General features: G+C 73.3%; 12 protein-coding genes. 3 read left to right on the forward strand and 9 right to left on the reverse strand.

The window, feature by feature from the left end:
• Positions 1 to 251 precede the first annotated feature (251 nt).
• Positions 252 to 1,109 (forward strand): S1C family serine protease, encoded by an 858-nt coding sequence (locus tag Actob_RS14040; RefSeq protein ID WP_284920603.1) that lies wholly within the window; start codon positions 252 to 254, stop codon positions 1,107 to 1,109.
• On the opposite strand, the gene Actob_RS14045 is transcribed toward Actob_RS14040, so the two are convergent.
• The 6 genes from Actob_RS14045 to Actob_RS14070 all read right to left on the reverse strand — a co-directional run bounded on the left by Actob_RS14045 (position 1,094) and on the right by Actob_RS14070 (position 9,836).
• Entirely contained in the window at positions 1,094 to 2,569 is a 1,476-nt protein-coding gene (locus tag Actob_RS14045) for an FAD-dependent monooxygenase (RefSeq protein WP_284920604.1), read from the reverse strand. The genes Actob_RS14040 and Actob_RS14045 overlap by 16 nt on opposite strands.
• A gap of 274 nt (positions 2,570 to 2,843) precedes the next feature.
• Positions 2,844 to 3,458, reverse strand: a complete 615-nt coding sequence (locus tag Actob_RS14050) for a TetR/AcrR family transcriptional regulator (RefSeq protein WP_284920605.1) — start codon at positions 3,456 to 3,458, stop codon at positions 2,844 to 2,846.
• A 96-nt stretch (positions 3,459 to 3,554) separates the two neighbouring features.
• Positions 3,555 to 7,067: an ATP-binding cassette domain-containing protein gene (locus Actob_RS14055; protein WP_284920606.1), complete on the reverse strand. Its 3,513-nt coding sequence runs from the start codon at positions 7,065 to 7,067 to the stop codon at positions 3,555 to 3,557.
• A 142-nt stretch (positions 7,068 to 7,209) separates the two neighbouring features.
• Positions 7,210 to 8,394 (reverse strand): metallophosphoesterase, encoded by a 1,185-nt coding sequence (locus Actob_RS14060; protein ID WP_284920607.1) that lies wholly within the window; start codon positions 8,392 to 8,394, stop codon positions 7,210 to 7,212.
• A 21-nt stretch (positions 8,395 to 8,415) separates the two neighbouring features.
• Positions 8,416 to 9,111, reverse strand: a complete 696-nt coding sequence (locus Actob_RS14065) for a nucleoside/nucleotide kinase family protein (RefSeq protein WP_284920608.1) — start codon at positions 9,109 to 9,111, stop codon at positions 8,416 to 8,418.
• A gap of 71 nt (positions 9,112 to 9,182) precedes the next feature.
• Positions 9,183 to 9,836 carry a hypothetical protein gene (locus Actob_RS14070; protein WP_284920609.1) on the reverse strand — a complete coding sequence of 218 codons (654 nt, stop codon included), beginning with the start codon at positions 9,834 to 9,836 and terminating at the stop codon, positions 9,183 to 9,185.
• A gap of 241 nt (positions 9,837 to 10,077) precedes the next feature.
• On the opposite strand from Actob_RS14070, the gene Actob_RS14075 reads away from it, so the two are divergent.
• A complete protein-coding gene (locus Actob_RS14075; protein WP_284920610.1) occupies positions 10,078 to 10,872 on the forward strand; it encodes a polysaccharide deacetylase family protein in 795 nt (264 codons plus the stop codon).
• Positions 10,869 to 11,891 carry a glycoside hydrolase family 26 protein gene (locus Actob_RS14080; RefSeq protein WP_284920611.1) on the forward strand — a complete coding sequence of 341 codons (1,023 nt, stop codon included), beginning with the start codon at positions 10,869 to 10,871 and terminating at the stop codon, positions 11,889 to 11,891. The genes Actob_RS14075 and Actob_RS14080 overlap by 4 nt, the downstream gene beginning before the upstream one ends.
• Here the strand turns inward: Actob_RS14080 and Actob_RS14085 are convergent.
• The 3 genes from Actob_RS14085 to Actob_RS14095 are packed head-to-tail and all read right to left on the reverse strand — an operon-like array spanning position 11,888 to position 16,178.
• Positions 11,888 to 13,024 (reverse strand): glycoside hydrolase family 26 protein, encoded by a 1,137-nt coding sequence (locus Actob_RS14085; RefSeq protein WP_284920612.1) that lies wholly within the window; start codon positions 13,022 to 13,024, stop codon positions 11,888 to 11,890. The genes Actob_RS14080 and Actob_RS14085 overlap by 4 nt on opposite strands.
• On the reverse strand, positions 13,021 to 13,830 hold the full coding sequence (locus tag Actob_RS14090) for a DUF1616 domain-containing protein (protein WP_284920613.1): 810 nt from the start codon (positions 13,828 to 13,830) through the stop codon (positions 13,021 to 13,023). The genes Actob_RS14085 and Actob_RS14090 overlap by 4 nt, the downstream gene beginning before the upstream one ends.
• A complete protein-coding gene (locus tag Actob_RS14095; RefSeq protein WP_284920614.1) occupies positions 13,827 to 16,178 on the reverse strand; it encodes a hypothetical protein in 2,352 nt (783 codons plus the stop codon). The genes Actob_RS14090 and Actob_RS14095 overlap by 4 nt, the downstream gene beginning before the upstream one ends.
• Positions 16,179 to 16,236 lie beyond the last annotated feature (58 nt).

The raw sequence follows: 16,236 nt of genomic DNA on the forward strand, positions 1-16,236 counted from the left end.
TCGGGCCGGCCGAGGCGGAGGCGGAGGGATAGGCGCGCCCTTCCAGCCAGACGGGTGCGGGATCTGAGCAGCCCGCCACCGAGCCGAGCAGGACCATACCAACGCCTACGTAACTGACAATACGACCATAAATCACCCGAAAGACCGTAGAGCATCGGGCCGTGCGGGACGGCCCGGCACGCCGCTGCCACACAGCGAAGTCACAGACCGCTCACCGGCTCGGGACACATTCCGGAGCCACCTTGGTGGACATGAGCGATCCGCTGAACCGCCCCGCCGGACACCCCTACCTCACGCACATCCCGCCGGTGATGGTGAGCCCGCCGCGCGGCCCCCGGTGGAAGCGCCGGCTCGCCGGCGGCGCCGCGGTCCTGGTCCTGGTCGGTGGCGGCGGCACCACCGGCGCGCTGCTCACCGAGAAGTATCTGGACCGCGCCCCGGCCGCCGCGACCAGCGGCACCACCGGCAGCACCGTCGCGGCGACCACCGTCGCCGAGGACGACGAGCTGGCCCCGATCGTCGCGAAGGTGCGGCCCAGCATCGTGACGGTGCTGGTCGACGGGGCACGCGAGTCGTCGCTCGGCTCCGGCGTGGTGCTCCGCGCCGACGGCCTGATCCTCACCAACAACCACGTGATCTCGTCGAACGGCACGGTGAGCGTGCGCCTGTCCACCGGCCGGACCGTCCCGGCCCGGGTGGTCGCCGCGGACAGCACGCACGACCTGGCGCTGGTGCAGGCGACCGGGCTGTCCGGGCTGACCCCGGTCACCTTCGCCGGCGACGACAGCGTCGCGGTCGGCGACACCGTGCTGGCGTTCGGCGCGCCGCTCGGCCTGGAGGGCACCGTGACCTCGGGCATCCTCTCCGCCACCGGCCGCAGCCTGGACACCGGTGACGAGCAGCTCACCGGCCTGCTGCAGACCGACGCCGCGATCAACCAGGGCAACTCCGGCGGCGCGCTGGTGGACACCTCCGGCCGGGTGGTCGGGATCGACGTCGCCATCGCCACCGCCGGCGACAGCACCGGCAGCGTCGGCCTCGGCTTCGCGATCCCGGCCGGCACCGTGACCAGCGTCGTCAAGCAGCTTGAGGCTCAGCTCGACAGCTGAGGGGCGCCGAACCACCGGCGGAGCGCGACGACCAGTCCGTCCGGGGACGGCGCCGGTCCGGACGACGACCAGGCCACGTAGTTGTCCGGCCGGACCAGCATCGCGGACTCCGCGGGCAGCGGCACTGTCACCAGGTCCACCCGGTCCCGCCAGGGTGCGACCGCCCCGGCCAGCGTTCCGGTGTTGTCCACGAGCAGGGGACGGGCACGGTGCGTCACGGGACCCAGGTCCGGCGCGAATCCGCCCATCCCGTCGTACCGGAAATCTGTCCCCGCGATGAGCGCGGCCAGACGGCGGACCACCGCCTCCTCCTCCATCAACTCGGCGAAGAGCGCGCGCAGCGCGGTCACCGCCGGCCCCGGCCCGGCCAGCAGGCCCTGCGCCTGGGTGTGCATCACGACCCGCTCGGCCACCGGCCGCCGCTCCGACTCGTAGGTGTCGAGCAGCCCGGCCGGCGCCCACCCGCGGACCAGTGCCGCGAGCTTCCAGCCGAGGTTGACGGCGTCCTGCAGGCCCAGGTTGAGGCCCGGACCGCCGATCGCGGAGTGCACGTGCGCGGCGTCGCCGAGCAGGATCACCCGATCCCTGCGGTAGCTGTCGGCGATCCGGGTGTTGCCGCCGGCGAGCCGGCGCAGGGTGTGCGGCCCGGGACCGGTCGGCGGCAGCAGCGGCACCTCGGCGCCGAGCACGTAGTGCAGCGTCTCCAGGACCTCGGCGAGCGTCACCGGTTCGTCGCCGGCCGGCCGCGCGGTGGTGGCCGCGGTGATCAGATTCCGCCCGTCCGGGAACGGCGCGAAGGCGACCATGCCGCGTTCGGTGCGGTGGTGCTGGAAGGGCGGCACCACGCCGTAGCCGGGAATCCGCAGGCCGCCGCTCTCCGGGTCGATCAGCTCGGTGGGCACGTCGACAGCGGCGGTGCGCGACACGGCATCGTCGTCGGTGACGCCGGGGAAGGCGAAACCGGTCAGCTTCCGGGTCATGCTGCGCCCGCCGTCCGCGCCGACGACGTAGCGCGCCTCGATCCGGCAGGGGCCGCCGGGACCGGACACGTCCACCACCACCCGGTCGTCCTTCTGATCGAGACCGGTCAGCTCGTGCCCGCCCCGGACCTCCACACCGAGTTCGGCGGCGCGCTCGCCGAGCATCGCCTCGATCTTCTGCTGCGGCGCGAGCAGTGTGTACATCGGATTGTCCGCCAGGCCGGCCAGCCGCAACGGGAAGGCGCCGAAGACGTGGCCGGGGGTCGGTTCCGGCCCACCCGGGCGGCCGGTGAGTCGTTCGTAGAGTCCGCGCCGGTGCAGCATCGGCACGATCTGGCCGACCAGGCCGTTCGCGCGCTGCTCGGTGGACGGGCCGGTGCGGCGTTCGAGGACCAGCGGGCGGACGCCGTTGAGGGCGAGTTCGCAGGCGAGCATCAGGCCGTTCGGTCCGGCTCCGACGATCACGACATCAGAGGACATGATGAAACCCCTCTTCGGGTACGGAGGTGGGCGCGCGCCAACCGCAGGTGACGGCGTCGCCTGGATGGTGGGGATCGTTCGGTTGTGCACAGCCGGGGGTTGTCCACAGGTCGTTCGCGGGGGCCGCGGCTTCGCGGGATAATGGCTGCAGGGGTGCCCCCCGGGAGGGTGGGGGCCTGCGTAGGGGGCCTGCGTAAGCGCTCGCGTCAGAGCCGGGCGAGTCCCGCGCCGATCAGGCGCAGCACCCCGGCCACCAATCCCTTCCCGGAGCCCTTCAGGGCTGAGGCAGCCCCGCCCGGATCAACCCCAACGCCTCGGTCAGCAGCTCCGGCACCGTGTCCCAGCGATCCCCGCCCTGCGCCTGGAACTGCCGGACCACCACGTTGTTGGCCGCCAGCACCGCCGCCGCCACCAGCTTCGGATAGAGGTCGCGCTCCACGTCCAGCCCGGTACGCTCGGCGACGGCCGCCCCGATGGCCCGCACCGCGTCGTCGCCGCCGCGCAGGATCTCCGCCTGGATGGCGGGCACCGCCACCATCTCGCGCACCCCGGAGCGCCAGAGCTCCATGTCCGGCTCCGGGTGGGCGGTGACCTCGGGGCCGGGGGCGAACGAGTCCAGCACGGCCTGGGTGATCGCGTCCCAGAGCGGCTCGCCGGCCGGCCGCCCGCGCAGCGCGTCCGCCACGGCGAAGCAGCGGTCGCGGTGCCGGGCCGCGACCGCCTCGGCCTTGCTGGCGAAGTAGTTGTTGAAGGTGCGGGGTGACACCCCGGCGGCCGCCGCGATGTCCTCCACCAGCACCCGGTCGTAGCCGCGCTCGACGATGAGCCGGATCGCGGCCCAGCTCAGCGCGGTCCGGGTGGCCTGCTTCTTGGTCTCCCGGAGTCCCATGCCCACGACCATAGCAAAAACTGCGTGCCCCGCAAAAGTGCGGGGCACGCAGTTTTCTCAGCCCTGTCTCAGGCCCGACCGGCGCCGGGGCCGGCCTCAGCCGGCCAGGTGGCCCCAGCGGGACTCCAGCTCCGGCCAGGTGCCCTGGTCCTCCGCCTTGCCGCCGATCAGCACGACCACCCGGTCCGCCTGCGCCAGCGCCGCCCGCTTCGAGGTCGATCCCACCACCGTCACCCCGTGCGAGCGCAACGCCCGCCACAACGCCAACTCGGTGGTCACGTCCAGCGCTGACGACACGTCGTCGGCGATCAGCAACTCGGTACGCGGGGCGAGCGCCCGTGCCAGCGCCAGCCGCTGCAGCTGGCCACCGGACAACCGGGTGCCCTTGTGCCCGATCAGCAGCCCGAGGCCGCCGCCGGACGCGGTCAGGTCGTGCTCCAGCTGGGCCACCGAGACCGCGTCGGCCGCGTCCACCTGGTGGCCGAGCTGGATGTTGTCGGCCACCGTCCCGGACAGCACCCGGGGCAGCTGGGCGACGTAACCCACCTGGTTGGGCCGCAGGAACAGCTCCGGCTCGCGGACCGGCTCGCCGTTCCAGCACAGCTCGCCGGTGTGGTGCACGATCCCGGCCAGCGCGCGCAGCAGCGACGACTTGCCGGACCCGACCGGGCCGACCACCAGTACCAGCTGGCCGCGCTGCACGGTCAGGTCGACGTCCCGGACACCCTGGGCGCCGTTCTCGTGCACCGCGCTGAAGCCGCGCAACTCCAGCGTGCGCAGCGGGTTGCGCGGCGCGGCCGGCGGCGCGGGCGCGGTGCCGGCCGAGATGTCCACCCCGGTGATGTCCGACGAGTACTCCGCGGAGCCGGTCATCGCGACCGTCCGGGCCGTCCACACCTTCGCCGACGGGTAGTGCGACACCAGCGACGCGGTCGTCCACGCGAACCACCGGGCCGAGCCGAGCGTCGCCACCGCGATCAGCGTCGCCGCCGAGCTGAGCCGGTCGGACAGGTACAGCGACCAGACCGCGATCGGCAGCAGACCGCTGACGATCGACGGCGTGGACCGCGCCCACACCTGGATCGCGATCTCCCGCCACTGCAGCTCGCTGCGTTTCGCGTCCAGCCGGGCCAGGTGGCTCAGCACCGGCTCGGTGGCGCCGGCCAGCTTCACCGTGCGCGCCGCCGACAGCGACGACACCAGCGCTGTCGCGAACGCCGCGCGGGCCGCGACGGTACGCCGGGCCGCCTGCTCCAGCCGCGGCCCGAACAGGGTCGCCGCCAGTCCGGACACCAGCATGGTGCCGAGGAAGAACAGGGCCGGGACCGGCGATTGGGAGGTCACCGTCATGGCCACCGCGACGATCAGCGCGACGCCGCTGTCGATCAGGTTGTCGGCCAGCATCACCACCCGCTCGGTGTCGCCGCCCTGGGCGACCACCTCGGCCGGGGTGTGCTTGCTGACCCGGCGCGGGCCGATCTGCCCGTGCACCAGGCGCAGGCTGATCCGCAGCATCTGGCGGACCCACCACTCCGGGAACCAGGCGCCGGTGTAGTACAGCGTCGGGATCAGGGCGAGCAGGGCCACCGTGATGCCGATCGCGGGCGGCACCGGGCTGCCCACGCCGTCCACCACGTCGGACCACAGCAGCGGCAGCACCACCCCGTCCAGTCCGAACAGGACCAGCAGCACGAACAGGCCGACGGCGCCCAGGCCGTACCGGGCGTCGTTGGTGGCCAGCCGGGCGATCTCGCGCATCGTCCGGGTCGGCGGCGGGATGGGCAGCGGTGGCGCGTCCACGGTGGGCAACGGGTTGCTCAGCGCGTCGGCGCCGAGTTCCAGCCGCACGGCGGTGTCCCAGTCGCCCGGCTCCTCCGCGCCGGCCGGACCGGTGCCGGCCGGCACCCCGCCACCGTTCGCGGACGTGGTCCGCGCCGGGACGGCCAGGTTGCTGCTCGCCATCAGCTCGGCGAACCGGCGGGACTCGCGCAGCGGCCCGGCCTCCAGGACCCGGCCGTCGGCGAGCACCACGACCTCGTCGCAGCGCTGCACCGAGGAGAGCCGGTGTGCCACGATCACGCCGATCCGGCCGTCCAGCAGCCGGTCGGTGGCCCGCTGCACCCAGGACTCGGTGACCGGATCCATCCGGGCGGTCGCCTCGTCCAGGATCACCACCTGCGGGTCGCGGACCAGGATCCGGGCGAAGGCCACCAGCTGCTCCTGGCCGGCCGAGAGCTTGTAGCCGCCCTCGCCGAGCTTGGTGTCGATGCCGTCCGGCAGGCCCTCGACCCAGGAGGCCAGGCCGAGCTCGTCGAGCGCGGCACCGGCCCGGGGCAGCAGCTCCTGGTCGAAGAGCGCGATGTTCTCGGCGAGGGTGCCGGCCAGGATCTCGGTGCGCTGCGGGACGATGGCCGTCCATCGGCGCAGGCCGTCGACGGCGATGCCGTTGATGTCGACATCGCCGAGGAAGACCGTGCCGGCGGGCACGTCGACGGCCCGGGTGAGCACCTTGGCCAGGGTGGACTTGCCGGAGCCGGTACGCCCGATCAGCGCATAGGAACGGCCCCGGGCGAAGGTGAGGCTGACCCCGCGCAGGGCCGGTGGGCGACCACTGTCCGCTTCGCCGTATCGGAAGGTCAGGTCGCGGACCACCAGGTCGCCGTCGACCGGGGGCACGCCCTGCGCCGGCTCCTGCGGCACCGCGGCGAGCATCTGCACCCGGCCCCAGGCGCCGAGCGCGTTCTGCAGCTCGGGCACCATGCGGGTGACCTGCTCCAGGGTGCCGCCGAAGCCGAGCGCGAGCAGCCAGACCCCGGTCAGCCGGGCGCCGTCGATGTGCCCGGTGACCAGCGCCCAGGCGCCGACCAGGACCAGTGAGGCGATCAGCGAACGGGTGATCGTCCCGGCCCACATGGTGATCCGCGACGAGGAGCGCCAGACCCGGCGGCCCCGGGTCAGCACCTCGCGGGCCCGGTCGGCGAAGAGGCGGTGCACGTACGGCGCGGCGAGGCTGGTACGCACGTCGTCCTGCCCGTGGATCGCCTCCTCCATCACGGCGGCCAGGTCGGACCAGGCCTCCTCCTCGGCGATGCGCACCGGGCCGATCCGGCGGATCGGCTTGTTCATGGTCGCGAAGATCAGCACGGCGACGGCGATCATGGCGAGGCCGGCCGGCCACCAGACGAGGAACGCGGTGACGATGGAGAGTGTGGCCACCGCCATCGACTGGGCGATCCGGACGCCGCTGCCGCGCAGCTCCGAGGCGACCTGGTAGACGTCGGAGTCGATCCGGTCGAGCAGCTCGCCGACCGGCGTGTTCTCCAGGGTCGGGATGTCCTGGCCGAACGCCACCCGGTTGAGGCCGCGCCGGACCCGGGCCGCCCAGTCGGCGGTGAGCCGGGCCGCGACCAGCCCCACGACGACGTCACTGATCACCACCGCGGCGAGCGCCATGGCCAGCACCGCGAACAGCGTCCCGGACCGGTCGACGAGCACCGAGCCGGCCAGCGCGAGGGCCGTGGCCGATCCGCTTGCGCCGAGCACGATCAGGAAAGCGGCCAGCGCCGTGCGACTTCGGGAGGTAACCCACAGGTCGCTGAGCAGACGCATACGAAGTCCTCTGGACGATGGGTGAAAGGCGGTACCCCATCCTGCGCAGCCCCGGTGACCCCGCTCAACCGGTTTATTTCCGGCAAGTCGTCACCTCGGGGCGCCATTCGCACCCCGAGGTGATCATGGTCTCAGCGCGCTGTCACCGCTCCGCGTGCAGCGTCAGCAGGGTGATCTCGCTGGGGGCGAAGATGCGGAACGGCGGCCCCCAGAAGCCGGTGCCGCGGCTGGTGTAGAGCTGCGTGCGTGCCGAGTGCCGGGACAGGCCCTGCAGGGCGGGCTGGTCGATGCGGACCAGGTAGTGGAACGGCCACATCTGACCGCCGTGGGTGTGCCCGGACAGCTGCAGATCGATGCCGTGCGCGACGGCGCCGGAGATCTGCTGTGGCTGGTGGGCGAGCAGCAGCACCGGCAGCCGCGGGTCGGCGCCGGCCAGGGCGGCCTCGTGGTCCATGTGGTGGCCGGGGACGCCGGAGCCGGCCGCGGTGCGGTCGTCGACACCGGCCACGATCAGTGAGTCGCCGCCGCGCGAGACGACCAGGTGCCGGTTGTGCAGGGACTCCCAGCCGATCGAGGACATGAACTCCACCCAGCCCTGGGCGCCGCTCATGTATTCGTGGTTGCCGGTCACGTAGACCCGGGCCATCGACGCCCGCACGTCGGCGAGCGGCGACGCCTGCGAGAGGCGCTGGTCGACCTCGCCGTCGGCGATGTCACCGGTGTGCGCGACGATGTCGGCGTCCAGCGAGTTGATCACCTCGGTGACGCCGCGGGACCAGCGGGACCGGTCGATCGGGCCGTAGTGGGTGTCGGTGATCAGCACCACCCGCAGCCCGTCCAGCCCGCTGCCGAGCCGCGGGATGGTGACGTCCACGTGCCGGACCCGGGAGACGCGCATCGCCTCCACGTAGCCGTAGACGAGCAGCGCGACCGAGACGGTCAGGACCGCGGCGGTGACCACCCGGGAGCGGACCGGATCGGCGACCCCGGCGAGTGCCAGGGCCAGCCCGAGGAGCTGGCCGAGGATCGACCAGACGAAGAGCACCCAGACCACGCCGAGGGTGGTGTCGGCGATCCGGGACGCGCGGTCGTCACGCCGGCCGTGCCCGCGGAACATCAGCACCGGGAAGCCCGCCGCGACCAGCACGAACAGCAGCGTGGCCGCGACGAACGCCGGGGCCGGCCAGGCGTTGCCCGACCAGACCAGGGTGGCCCACGGCACCCCGAAGAGCAGGGCGAGGACCGCCACCAGGAGCACACCGAACCGGGCACCCGCCCGCCGCCGCCGTCGCGGCTTCGCCTCGACCGCCGCCTCATCCACCGCCATGCGAGCAAGCATGCCACCGCGTCACGACAAACACCCGTGTGCCGGATCAGCGCCCAGCGAACACAGCAGCGCGGACGGCACCACCAGGTCGGCGCGGTCTCGGGTGCCGGCGATCAGCGTGGCGTTGCGCTCGTCGGTCCCGGTCGCCCAGGCCCGGGCGGCGGCCGGGGGTTTACCGAACCGCTCGTGCCGGGCGACCAGCCGCCGCAGCCGCTCGGCCGGGTCGAGGTCGGTGTACCAGACCTCGCTGAACACCTCCCGCAGCCCGGCCCACCGGCCGTCGCCGAGCAGCAGGTAGTTGCCCTCGGTGAGGATCAGCCGGGCCTGCCGCGGCACCCCGATCGCCCCGGCGATCGGCTGCTCCAGGACCCGCTCGAAACCCGGCGCGTAGATCATCTCGTCCCGGTCGTCGAGCAGCCGGCGCAGCAGCGCGGCATAACCCCAGCCGTCGAAGGTGTCCGGCGCGCCCTTGAGCTCGCGCAGCCCCAGCCGGTCCAGCTCGGCGTCGGCCAGGTGGAAGCCGTCCATCGGCACGTGCGCCACCCAGCTGCCGGCGGCCAGCCCGGCCGGCGGCCGCGGGGCGAGCGCGGCCAGCAGCGACTCGGCCAGGGTGGTCTTGCCGGCGCCGGGCGGGCCGGCGATGCCGAGCACCGCACGCCGCCCGCCGGCCACCAGGGACCGGGCCCGGTTCACCAGATCGGGGAACGTGCCTGTCATACGCCGACCGTACCGGTGGCCCGATCGGCGACCGGCGGACCTCGCGCCGGCCCGCGGTCCCGCCGGGCCGGTCAGCCGAGACCGAGCCGCAGGCCGGTGACGCCGGCCGGGGAGAGCGGGCGGGCGGTGGCCCGGGCCAGGTCGGTGCGGACGGTGTCGGGCAGTTCCTCGCCGAGCGCGCAGAGCGCCGGATAGAGGTCGAGGACCTGGCGGTGGCTGAGCGCCCCCGCGCCGATCAGCAGGCCGTTGAGCGCGGTCGGGGTCTGGCCGAGCTCGTCGCAGAGTTCGGCGCGCCAGGCCGGGTCGTGGACGTGGTCGGCGAACTCGCGGGCGATCCGGTTGCCGGCCGGCGAGCGCAGGCCGCCCAGGGTGCTCTGCCGATGCCGGCTGATCGGCGGGGCGAGCCGGCAGGCGATGCCGAGGCGGCGGGCCAGCTGCGGGACGGTGAGCACGTCCAGCCCGGCCGCGCACCCCTCACAGAGCCGCTGGAACGTCGTGGCGTGGATGACCGCGGCGGGTCGCTGGCACGCGCCGTCGAGGCCGCAGGAGGGGTCGAGGATCACCTCGGTGAGGGTGCCCTCGTGGTCGAACCGGCCGACCGCGAAGTAGGTCGCCGGGGCGGTGCGGTAACGGGCCAGCGCGGCCCGGGCGCTGACATAGCCGTCCGGGTCGACGCCGATGCGTGGCACACCGGCCTCGGTGTGCAACTGGATGAGCCGGAACATGGTGCACGCTCCCGGGGGGTGAAGCGAATTCGGTGTCGTCCTCCGGTACGTCAGCCGTGGCACAATGGTTCAGCGATCACACTGGGTCACTGATCGGTGACTGCATTTGCGCTGGCAGGCGGGCCGGAAGCAATCGGAGATTACTCCGTGTAGCGGAAATTGGCTAGGGCGAAAGGATGAGGTCGCAAGATCAGGATTTGGGTACGGTGGGTTGCCGAATGGCCTTGCCGAAGGGGGTTTTGTGGGCTGGAGCACGCTGCCGGCGCTGATGTATCACTCGGTCTCCGCCGTGGACGGCCCGCTGCGTGATCTCGCGGTCCCGCCGGACCGGCTCGCCGAGCAGCTCGAGGCGCTCACCGCCGCCGGCTACCGCCTGACCGGCCTCACCCAGGCGCTGGACGAGCTACACGCCGGCAGCACCGAGAAACTGCTCGCCGTCACCTTCGACGACGGGTACCGGGACTTCCTCACCGCCGGCGTCCCCGCGCTGCGAGCGGCCGGCGCCGGCGCCACCCTGTACGCGTCGGTCGGCCACCTGGGTGGGCACGCCGGCTGGCTCGGCCGGTGGTCGGCCGACTTCGGCCCGATGCTGACCTGGGAGGAGCTGGCCGAGGTCGCCGCGAGCGGCATCGAGATCGGCAACCACAGCCTGATCCACCACCCGCTCGACGTGCTGCCCCCGGCGGTGCTGCGCGAGGAGATCCACAGCAGTCGCGAGGAGCTGGAGCAGCGGCTGCGGCTGCCGGTGCGCTCGTTCGCCTACCCGCACGGCTACCACAGCCGCCGGGTTCGCGACGTGGTCGCGGCGGCCGGGCACGACAACGCCACCGAGGTCGGGTACCGGGCGCACACCCCGCGCGAGCGGCGGTTCGCGGTGCCGCGCTTCCAGCCCACCCCGGATCACACCGGCGCCGACCTGGTCGCCCTGGTCGAGGGGCACGGGTCGACCGTGGTGCCGACGCTGAAGAGGTACGCCCAGCCCGGCTGGCGCATGGTCCGCACACTCGCCCGCGCGGCGGGAAGGAATCTGACATGACCCGCCGCGCCTTCCTGGGCCTGGTCGCCGCGCTGCCCCTGGCCGGCTGCGCGACATCGCATCGGGCGGCCCCGCGGGCCGGTGCCACCACCGCGCCGTCCCCGGCGCTCTCGGTCGCCCCGTCGGTGGCGCCGTCGCCGCCGTCCGTCACCGCCGGTGCCGCGGCGCCGGTGTGGGGCGGGCCGGTGCCGTTCACCGCTGGGAAGGCGCTGCTCGGGTCGTACCTGGCCCTGGACGGGATGTCGTACCCGCAGGCGCTGGCGCTGCGGCACAAGCAGCTCGGCCGGGACGCGCGGATCGCGCACGTCTTCTACGAGTGGGCGGACACGCTGCCCAGCTCGATCCCGGACGCGCCGGACCACGCGATCCCGATGGTGTCCTGGCGGGGCACGGCGTACGCGGAGATCACCAGCGGACGCAGCGACAAGCTGATCGCCGCGGCGGCCCGCAACCTCAGGCGGTTCGGCCGGCCGGTGCTGCTGCGCTGGGCCTGGGAGATGAACGGCAACTGGTTCGACTGGTGCGGCGCGCGGAACGGCGACGACCCGGCCGGCTACGTCACCGCGTGGCGGCGGATCCACCGGATCTTCCAGGAGCAGGACGCCACCAACGTGGCCTGGGTGTGGAGTCCGAACTGGAACTCCTGGCCGCGTACCGACTGGAACGTCTACGCGAGCTATTACCCGGGCGACAAGTACGTCGACTGGGTCGGCGTCTCCGGCTACAACCTGGAGGGCGAGCGCCCCGGCACGCTGTACGACCCGATCTACCGGGCGTACGCCAAGCGTAAGCCGATCATCCTGAGCGAGATCGGCGCGGTCGATCACGGCGGCTCCACCAAGGCCGACTGGATCGCCGAGTTCAGCCGGTACATGCGGACCCGGCCGAAGATCGGCGCGGTGGTCTGGTTCGACACCGACACGCACCCCGGTTACGCGGAACGCTGGCGGATCGACACCGACAGCGCGTCGCTGGCCGCGTTCAAGGCGATGGGCCGCACGCCGCGGTTCAGCGCCTAGGGCTGCCGGTACAGCGAGCGGTACGTCTCCGACGACCCGGTGTTCGGCAGGCAGTCCGGGTCGTCGGGGCGCAGCAGGCTGGACTGCGCCTCGGTCCCGTCGCACCGCTGGAAGTACGCCTCGTACGCCAGGTAGGGCGCGTGCGCCGCGAACCAGTCGTACATCCAGCGGACGAAGTCCGGGTTCTCCCGGCCGGCGTCCCCGGTCGGCACCACGCCCCACTCGCCGACCGAGAACAGCTTGCCGTGCCGGCGGGCGAACGCGTAGAGCCAGTCCAGGCCCTCCGGGGCGGCGGCGGTCCGGGCGAAGTCGGCCTTCGTCGGCGACCACGGGTAGTGGTCGTAGTTGTCGATGCCGACGATGTCGACGTAGTCGTCACCCGGGTAGCAGCCGGTGCTGACCCCGCCGCACAGGCCGCTCGGCGTGGTGTGCGCGTTGATCGTCCAGTCCAGCAGCACGTCCGGGTCGGTGGCCCGGATCGCGTCGGCGGCGTGCCGGTAGCAGGCCAGGTAATCGGCGGTGTCCCGGCCGCGCCAGGCCATCGTCGGCTCGTTCATCTCCCAGCCGAGGCGGACGATCGAGTCACCCCGGCCCTCGGCGACCATCAGGCTGCCGAAGGCGCGCCAGCGGTCGTCGTACCGGCCGGCCGCGCAACCGGCGAGCAGGTCCTCGCCGCCGTCCGGGACCAGCCCCTGGGAGACCACCAGCACCCCGTCGAAGTCAGCGAACTCGGCGAACGTCCACCCCGTCCCGCTGGTCATCGAGGCGTACGAGGTGCGGTCGGTGTAGGTCTGCGCGACGGTGCAGGCCCGTTCCCGGGCGGTGCAGAACTCGCGTACCGCGGCGCCGGTCAGCAGCGGATAGCCGTTCACCCCGGAGAGCCCGGCGGTACCCGGCCAGCTGCCGGCGGTCCGGGCGCGGGTGACCTGGCTGCGGGCCGAGCGCAGCCGCCGGCTCGCCGCGCTCAGCGAGGGCACCGAGATCGACGGCTGGGGGGTCGCGGACGGCTGGGCCGGCGGCGTGCCGGCCCGCTCGTCGCCGCCGGTCGCCAGGACCACCCCGGCGGCCAGCACCCCGGCGGCGATGCCGAGCGTCAGCAGAGCGAGCCGGCGGCGCCCGCGGGCCTCGCTCACCGCCGCGCGGCCGCCGCCGCGGCGATGACGAGTTCCCGGTACGCCCTGGCCGGCGTCCCCGTGAGCAGCTTGACGGTGACCCGCTGGTCGGCCGGGTATTTCACGGTCGCCGACCAGGAGCCGCGCGCGTCCGCCTCGACCTTGCGCCGGTCGATCTGCTCGCCCACGCTGTCCGTGGCGACCAGCGTGTACGGCCCGGCGCCGGTCAGCCCGGTCACGCTGAGCCGGACCGCCCGATTGCCGTCGGCGGCCACCGGCCCGGGCGGGGCGGCCGAGAGGGACACCACCGCCATGTTGTAGGTCCGTTCCGAGTCGCGGAACGAGTACCACCCGAACCCGGCCAGCAACGCCACCACGAACACCAGCGGCAGCACCTCGTGGACCAGCCGCGGGCGGGTCAGGCGCGGCCGGCGGGCGGCCGGGCCGTCCCCGGCGGGCTCCGGCCGGTCGCCGGCCGGGGCGCCCCAGCGCTGCCGGGCGACGGCCACGGCGACCGCGACCAGGGTGGTGGCGGCGCTGAGGCCGAGCCAGCCGACCCGGTTCAGCGTGCCGCCGACCGCCCACAGCAGCAGCCCGCCGAGCACCAGCGTGGCCAGGCTCAGCGCCGGGATCAGCACCAGCCGTTCCACCCCGCCCAGGTCGTCCGGCCGGTCCCGGCGGAACAGCGCGCCGACCAGGGCGGCGCCCGGCAGCACCAGGCTGAGCAGCAACCCGGCCGGCGCCGACACCGGCAGCGGGCCGAGCAGCACGGCGGCCCCGGACACCACGGTCAGGCCGGTCAGCACACCGGCACGCACCGCGTTCACGACGTTCCCATCTGGTAGATCCGGACGTTCCCGTTGTCGTAGAGCCGGGACAGGCCGGCCGCGGTGTCGAACTTGCCGAGCTGGGCGGCGGTCAGCGGCTCGGTGATCCGCCCGGCGTTCGGGTCGGCCTCGAAGTACGCGCCCTCGGCCGGCAGCGCGTCGCCCAGCCGTTCGTCGACCACCAGGTAGTCCAGGCCGAACGCCTCGGCGAGCCGGCCCTGCGCGGTGCCCCAGGTGCGGGCGTAGAAGAGTTCGCCGACCTCGCGGACCGGGTCCTGCCGGCCGTACGTGGAGGAGAGCGCCACCGCGGTCAGGTCGCCGCCGACCCGGTTGCCCGGGCCGAGCGTGCGTTTCTGCCAGTAGGCCGCCTCGACGCCGTACGCGTCCACCGACCGCTCGTAGGCGGCCGGCAGGTAGTCGCCCGGCAGCAGCGCGGAGACCGGGGGATAACCGCCGGTCCGGGCGCCGATCATCAGGATGGTGATCAGCGCGGTGCCGAGCCAGACCTGCTGCGACAACCGGCGGCCGGTGGTGATCGAGTACCCGGGGACCAGCGCGGAGCGCCACCGCCGGCCGTGCTCGTCCTTGGGCGGGATGATCTGTACGGCGTAGACGATCGCGCTCGCCGCGACCATCGAGATCGGGATGTAGGTGAAGGTGGAGAGCCGGCCGGCGATCTCCGGCCCGTTGGTGCCCAGGAAGCGGGCGCCGTTGCCGGCGAAGAAGACCGCGCCGCCGATCAGTGCGGCCCACCGCCAGACGTCCCGGTCCCGGCGCAGGATCATGTCCCGGGCCACCGCCAGGAACAGCACCAGCAGGCCGAGCAGGCCCAGGCCCTGCACGGCGAGCTGGATCAGCGGCACCGGCACCGAGGCCGAGGAGTCGGCGCCGGCCGCGCCGCCGAACATGGTCCGCAGCGAGGCGATCATGCGCTGCGCCGGCGACTCCAGGTAGGCGATCACGTCGTGCGCCACGAAGAGGATCCAGCCCAGCACCACGATCAGCGAGACGCCGGGCAGGATCAGCGCGTTCCACGGCCGCGGCCGCCGCATCGCCAGCTCCGTGCCGGCCAGCAGCACCAGCGTGGCGACCAGCGCGAACGCTGTCACGTGGTGGCTCACCGTGGTCATCACCGCGCCGACCGAGCCGAGCACCAGGAAGCGGCGCCCGCCGCCGGTGCGCCAGCGGCGGGACGCCCAGATCGTCATCATGAAGAACGGCAGCGCGGCGGTCTGGTACAGGAACATCGAGTTGAAGAACAGGTAGTGCATCGCCGTCGCGTAGGTCACGCAGGTCACCCCGGCCATCGCGGGGGAGTTGCTGGCCCGCAGCACGGTGACGAAGAGCAGGCCGACGAAGACCAGGTGGGTCACCCCGGCCACCAGGATGCCGGCGGCGGTGACCGGCAGGCCGGTCAGCTCGGCGAGCGCGGCACCCATCTCGGCCAGTCCGGGGAAGTGCACCGCGGGTGGCAGCGCCGCGTTCGGCCGGAACAGCTCGCCGGTCTCGGTGATCAGGGTGGTGGCCAGCCAGTGCTGCAGCTCGTCGGGGAACCGGAACTGGTCCGGGCTGTACATCCACTTCAGCATGTACTGGTTCGCGGCCAGGCCGATCACCAGCACGAACGACTCGGTGGCCCCGGGCATCCGGCTGAGCAGGCGGAACACCACGGGGGTGAAGACGATGACCTGGCCGGTCCAGTAGGCGGTCAGGGCCACGTCGTTGCCCGCGCGGCCACCGACGTACGCCATGGCGACCAGCACCACGCCGAGGCTGGAGAGCAGCAGCACCCAGGGCGCGTAGCCGAGGCCGGCGGAGGTCGCCGCCGGGTCGTCCTCGACCACCACCGCCGGGGCGGCGGCCCTCTCCTTCGGCTCCTTGTGCGGGAGCTTGATGATGACGGTGTCGTCGGCCGGCTCGGTGACCGGGGCGGAGCCGCGCGGCTTGGCCTTGCCGGACTGGGACTTCGGGCCCTGGGGGAGCCGGATGATGACCGTGTCGTCACCGGCCGGCCGCTTGCGCACGCCGCCGGCGGGCAGGCTGATGATCGCGGTGTCGTCCGGTCTCGGCGTGCGACCCGCCAGCGGGACCGAGTCGACACCGGGCAGCCGGATGATCACGGTCTCCTCGCCGGCCGGTTTCGCCGGCTGGGGCTTCGGGATGACCTGGGTCTGTTCGCCGACCGGCTTCTCGGGCGGAAGTTTCGGGATGACCTGGGTCTGTTCGCCGACCGGTTTCGCCGGCTCGAGCTTCGGGATCACCTGTGTCTGCTCGCCCACCGGCGGCTTCGACTCGGCGGTGACGTCTTCCGGCGTCCGTTTCGGGTCGGACGTCGGCTGGTCCCCCATGAAAAGAGCCTCCACGGTATGTCTCGATCGAGCAGGGTGGGACGGCCCGCATCACTCC

Source organism: Actinoplanes oblitus, from assembly GCF_030252345.1.
Classification (GTDB): domain Bacteria; phylum Actinomycetota; class Actinomycetes; order Mycobacteriales; family Micromonosporaceae; genus Actinoplanes; species Actinoplanes oblitus.